The sequence below is a fragment of the Moorena sp. SIO1F2 genome (assembly GCF_010672755.1).
GTDB lineage: Bacteria > Cyanobacteriota > Cyanobacteriia > Cyanobacteriales > Coleofasciculaceae > Moorena.
Genome location: NZ_JAAHFV010000383.1, coordinates 1 through 5,923, shown reverse-complemented (window position 1 = coordinate 5,923; position 5,923 = coordinate 1). Strand labels below are relative to the sequence as shown.

2 protein-coding genes are annotated in these 5,923 nt (G+C 43.4%); both read right to left on the bottom strand.

What is annotated here, in order from left to right; all coding sequences use genetic code 11:
- Positions 1–2,101, bottom strand: a 2,101-nt coding sequence (locus tag F6J94_RS28820; RefSeq protein WP_293046703.1) for a polysaccharide biosynthesis tyrosine autokinase, incomplete at its 3' end; no start/stop codon positions are given.
- Between the two features lie 207 nt (positions 2,102–2,308).
- On the bottom strand, positions 2,309–5,227 hold the full coding sequence (locus F6J94_RS28815; RefSeq protein WP_293046701.1) for an SLBB domain-containing protein: 2,919 nt from the start codon (positions 5,225–5,227) through the stop codon (positions 2,309–2,311).
- Between the last annotated feature and the right edge of the window lie 696 nt (positions 5,228–5,923).

Sequence of the window (5,923 nt, the reverse complement as noted above, 5' to 3'; positions counted from 1 at the left end):
GTTTCAGATTCTCAAGAGCTTGGGTCAGAGCAGAACGATCTGTTTTCCCAACGCGAGTTACCAGAATCAACCCATCAGTACGAGGAGTAAGCAAGCTAGTGTCCGCTAATCCCAAAACTGAGGGAGTATCATAAATCACCAGGTCAAACGTTTCGTGGAAACCTGCCATCAATTGTGCCATTTTCTGGGAAGAGATCAGCTTGGTAGGATCTGAGGGAAGTTGACCTGCGGTTAGGACTGATAAGCCAGCTACAGGTAAATTGTCCTCAATTACGTCTGAAGGGGATAGGGTTTGTAAAATTAAATTGCTTAATCCACACTGGTTGGGTAACTCCAATCTTGGATGAACTTGGGGTTTACGCATATCTGCATCCACTAATAACACCTTTTTTCCCATGGCTGCGGCTGTTTGAGCCAGGAAAACCGCAATGGTTGACTTCCCATCTCTAGGCAGAGCTGAACTGATTGTCAGAGAACGGATTGGGCGGTCTGAACTCAGTAATTGAATATTGGTATTGAGTATTCGTAGAGCTTCCAAAAAGTGTGAGGATTGGGAGTAACCATCATAGATGTAAGGCGTTGATTTTTGCTTCAAAGCTGGTATTAGCCACGTAAAAGGTTTAGACAATAAACCTCCTACTTTGGCTAGGGAGTTATTACTTGGCGTTGCTGCTATTTGTTTATTAATGGGGATATTCCCTAACAAATGGAGTTTGGTTTGCTGTTTTAGTTCCAGGGCAGTGTGATAAACGTTATCTAATTTTTCCAAAATCAAAGCCACACCAATGCCTACAGCAAGACTAGCTACAGCTCCCAAGGTTATACTACGTTGAATATTAGGAGAGATGGGAGCCACTGGCCGAACTGGAGCTTCAATTACTTCCCAAGGAATCTCAGTTTGGGCGGCTTCGATTTGCAACGTTTCCCAGGTAGCCCGAAAACGGTTTAACCCTTCAGTAGCAAGTTGTATTTCTAGCTGTAAGTCGCTATATTGTCTGGTTAAAGCAGGTATTTGTTGATCCTGTTGTTTTAGCTGTTGTTCGGCAACTAATAAGGTTTGACGTTGGGTTTCAAGCCTTTGCACTTCAGTTACAGCTTCTGCTAACTTGGCTCCTAAAATTCGCTCTGCTTCTTGCTCTAGGATCGGCAGGAGGTTTTGCCGTTGATTTTGCAGAAGTCGAATCGCCGTGCTTTGTGGTTGGAAGCGAGTTAATTCTTCAGCAATTTGCGTTTCCACCTCTCTTAACTGACCAATAATTTCCTGATATAGTGGAGCTTCACTAAGAGCGGCCACAGCCCCAGTTTCTTCTTGTAGAGAACTAAGATTGAAGCGGCTTTTAGCTAATTGTTGTTCAAGGGCTAAGTTTTCCTCCTTCAAGGCGGTCATTTGAGACGTGATTTGTGCAGCTTTAATCTCTGGGTCAGTGAACTGATATCGCTGTCGAAAGGCTTGTAATTGGTTTTGCAGTTCATTTACCCTGGCTTGTAAAGATGGTAACTGGTTTTCAATGAATTGAATCCCTTGGCGTAAGTTAGTCTGGCGCTCGTTCAGGGAGTAGTTCAGGTAGACTTTGGCTAATTGGTCTAAAATAGTGAGGATCAGATCCGGATCGTTTCCCTGGTAGCTGATTTCCAAGATCTTAGTTTTCCCTAAGCGAGTAATTTTTAAATTGCCAATTAGGGAATCATAACTAATTTCAGGATAGTTTTTTTGGACTTCTGCGAGCACTACTTCCATTAGCTCAGGACTACGCAGGACTTGAATTTGGGTTTGGTAGTCTAAACTAGATTTAATGTTTTTGTTCCCTGAAGCAGGCGCTAAATTACTTAAGTCATTTTCAGCATTAACAGGCTCTACTAAAATCCGAAATTTGCTTTGGTAACTTGGCTCTTCATTTAAACTTCTCGGGATGACGAAGGATATCCCTGTCACTGTTACCCCTACAATGACTACTCCTCGCCGTCGCGCTAGCGCAAACCAAGGCCCTAAATCCCACTTACTGTCTTCTGGTTCTAACGACTGTGACCCTTGAGGTAAAGGGGGAAAGCTACCGTTACTACTTGGAACTGGGGGAGGAGAGGGAGAAAAGTTATGAACCATTGAGTTTCGCTTCCAATTTAATCAAGGGGATGCTAGAACAGTTGACTACACAAGAGTTGGTTGGTACCGGTTATACTGAGATATGGCACCTTCAATTAAAAGCTCTAAAATTTATAATTCAGCAGTCATTATTCAGGATTAATAATAATTTTTTTTAAACTTGTTTTATTATCAAGTAAATTAAATTTATCTATAGATAAATTTAATTTAAAACAAGGAAAGTAAAGGATTTAATATTTTTAAAATTGGTTCTAAAATATTAGAGATAGTATCAGTTATTTTGGTATAACTGGAGCGACCAGCAATGATAATATCGTTCTGGGATAGCAGAGGGTTAGTTTGGGGATCAATTCCTTGTTTAAAATTGACTTCGATTTCCCTTCGCGTTAGGCTACCATCAGGATTAAAACGAATTAGCTCCACAATTTTTTCTGCTCGCTCATTAAATCCACCCACAGAAAGCAACGCTTCATTAAGAGTGGTATTAGATGGCATTGCGACTGTTCCTGGTTGTTTCACTTCTCCAGCAACATTGACCCGAATTACATCTGGAGAAAGGTTAGTCGAGGCAATTTGAGCAGCTTCTGTGGCAGTAATTTCTCTGGCAGTAGGAATAATTACTGTGTCTCCCTTTTGCAAGGCCAAATCTTGACTAAGGTCGCCATCTTGTAATAATTTCCAGAGGTTAATGTTAATCAGCTGTTCTGTGCCATCGCGAGTGGGGCGACGCACTTGAATTTCCCGCACGTTAGCTGAGGGTTTAATGCCTCCGGCGGTTTGAATCGCTTGACTAACTGTCGGGCGACTAGTACCGTTTTGTCCTCCTTCTAGGCGGTAAGCCCCTGGTCGAAAGACTTCCCCTACCACGGCAACATCAGATATTTCCTCAGTGCTAGCCAGATTAGACGCTGCTAGTTGAGCGGTTTTGGTTAAGTCAACCGAAAGTGTGGCTGGAATCATAATTACATCCCCATCCCGCAAAATCAGGTCTTGACTTAAGTCACCAGTTTGCAGCAGTGCCCAGAGATTGAGGGTAATAGTCTGGGTGATACCAGAAGGTTGAGAACGCCGAATTTTGACTCCCTCTAAGTCCGCCGCTTGGGTTATCCCGCCAGCAAGCTGAACCGCTTGAGCGAGACTGGGAAACTGGTCATCATTGACGAAAGGTAAAATGTAGGAGCCTGGTTGTTTAATTTCCCCAGAAATAGCTATTTTTAAGGGGCGGGGTTTTACTAAACTAACCGTGATGGCAGGAGAGCGCAATTCCGATTGATATTGAGTTGCGATCGCGATTTCGGCTTCTTCTAAGGTCATGCCGTCAACGCTCAGTTTCCCGACTAAGGGCAACTTGATAGAGCCATCTACACCAACCTGTTGTTCGCCACTAAATTCTGGCATCTTGAAAATACTAATTAGAATCAAATCACCTGCACCAAGGGTATAGGTCTGGTCTATAACAGGGCTAACGGGCTCTACAGCAGGTACAGGAGTTGTAGAATCAGTTGGATAGGGGGATGGTAGTGTCTGGGTAGGTTTACCAAAGGTCGGCAGAGGTACGATTTCTGTGGACTGACCTTGGGACGATGGTAGTGTCTGGGTAGGTTGCTCAAAGGTGGGCACAGGTAGGGTTTCTGTGGACTGACCTTGGGACGACTGACCTTGGGACGGTGTTGGTGTAGATTGAGCAATAGTCGATTGAGCCATAGTCGATTGAGCAATAGTCGGAGCAGGTAGAATCTCCCTCAGCTGTTCACCATTAGGCAGTAATTCCCTGAATGTAACCATAGCTAAGCTCCCAGAAGCAGCTAAGTTGGCATGGGCAAGGATAATCTCAGGATGATCCTCTACTTGATTAGACCTCTGGGACAATAGACCTTTTGCAAAAGTATTTTTCTGATACTGTTCTTGATGGAATAGCGAGTGGGGAGGAGCTGTGTTGGTCACCTGCGCCCGCACCTTGTAAACCCCTTGGGAACCCTCTTTGGCCGACTGCATCGCTTTTCGTGAATTCTTGTTCACTGTTGCCTGTTCCGAGATCCGCTGTTCCCTCTTCTCAAAGAAGTCTAATGAACCATTAACCCAAGTCACCTCTGAGCTAAAGGTTAATTTCCCCGGAGATCTATTGGTATTGTTGGCATTTGCTACCACCTCCGATTTGGTCTGTTTGTCCACCTTAGCTATCCCTGGAGCTGGCATTTGAGATTGTGCTGTCACTAATTCTGGAGTGGGAGCACCTGGCAAGGGGAAGGAACTTTGGCTAACTGGGGTAAACGTGGAAATCATCTGAGCTCGGGGTTTTTTCGGTACCTTCACTGGAGCTGCATCGACTGTAAAGACAATTTCGGGATGATCCTCTGCTTGATTAGACATCTGGTAAAACGAGCCATTAACCCAAGTCACCTCTGAGCTAAAGGTTAATTTCCCCAGAGGTCTATTGGTATTGTTGGCATTTGCTCCTAACTCCGATTTCTTTTGTTTCTCGACCTTAGCTATTGGGGAAATCATCTCAGCTCGCGGTGTTTTCGGTACCTTCACTGGAGCTGCATCGACTGTTTCAAATCGCATTGTGAGCAAATCACCGCCAACGGAGCGAGCAACAATTCGATCAATCGGTAGTGTTTTAACTATCTCTGGCGGAATAACGGTTGCAGCAGGAAGGGATGGTTGAATCTTTGCAAAGTTTTTTGGGCTAACGGTTTGTCGGCTGAGCCCTGGTAGGGTTGGCTGTGAATTACTTTGGTTTAACTGAGATTGGGTAAGGGAAAACTTTGGCTTAGCAAAGGTTTGTGGGAAAGTATTGGCTTTTGAATCTTGGGGATTGGTATCCTTTTTTCCTTGATGGAAGGAACTGACCTTTCTTGATTGATCAGTACAAAGCAGTTGGACAATAGGACTATCAAGGGAAAACTTGGGATTAGCAAAGGTTTTTGGGAAAGTATTGGCTTTTGAATCTTGGGGATTGGTATCCTTTTTTACTTGATGGTAGGAACTGACATTTATTGATTGATCAGCACAAAGTAGTTTGACAATAGGACTATCTTTATAATTCCAATTGTTACTCAGCCCAAACCCTAAATAATAGCTAGCGGCGGCTGACATGGGAATCAGTACTAAGGCTCTAAGCATAAGATTATTTTATGGACTTCAACAAACTCCAATTTTTGGACTAAGCACCTCGGTAATTCTATCAGTAAGGTTTATCGAGCAACAGAAAATTTGCTGATTAGACAGTAAAGTAAGTTATCTAAAACCAGTTAGAGCTTCGGTTAGGTTAACAACGTTAACCTAACTTTGGTTAGTTTTGTCTGGGTAGTAATGTAGAGCTGTTACCAATAGCTTTTGAAAGTTCAACAGGACTTATAGTTACTACATATAGTTAAAGAGTCACTACGGGGAGAGGCTGAGGGTAACTGTCACGGACCTAAGTTAATGCACCTCTATCCTTAATACTGGTCTTAGTGTAGTTATCAGGATTATTCCCTACAGGATTCTTTTCCTGCAATCATTGATGACCCTGCCCCGATGATAGCATTGCTAAGACGTTAAAGTGACGGTTCTTTTGTTAATAAGTAATTATACTTGATTATAGCAGTTTGACCTTGGGTAAGTTACCTCGTCCTGGGTTAATGGGATTAGGGAACAGGGATTAGGGAGTAGGGAACAGGGATTAGGGAACAGGGATTAGGGAACAGGGATAACAATTCTGGAAATCATCAGGCTTTGTAAGGAAAATCATGAAACCAACTTATCGAACTATCTCTAGTCTAGGAATTGCCACAATACTGACTGGCTTTACCGCAACTGTCTATGCTCAGCAGCCGC

Bases quoted from the DNA above. Each gene is read 5' to 3' on its own strand.
- F6J94_RS28815 (WP_293046701.1), bottom strand. From the start codon at position 5,227: ATGCTTAGAGCCTTAGTACTGATTCCCATGTCAGCCGCCGCTAGCTAT.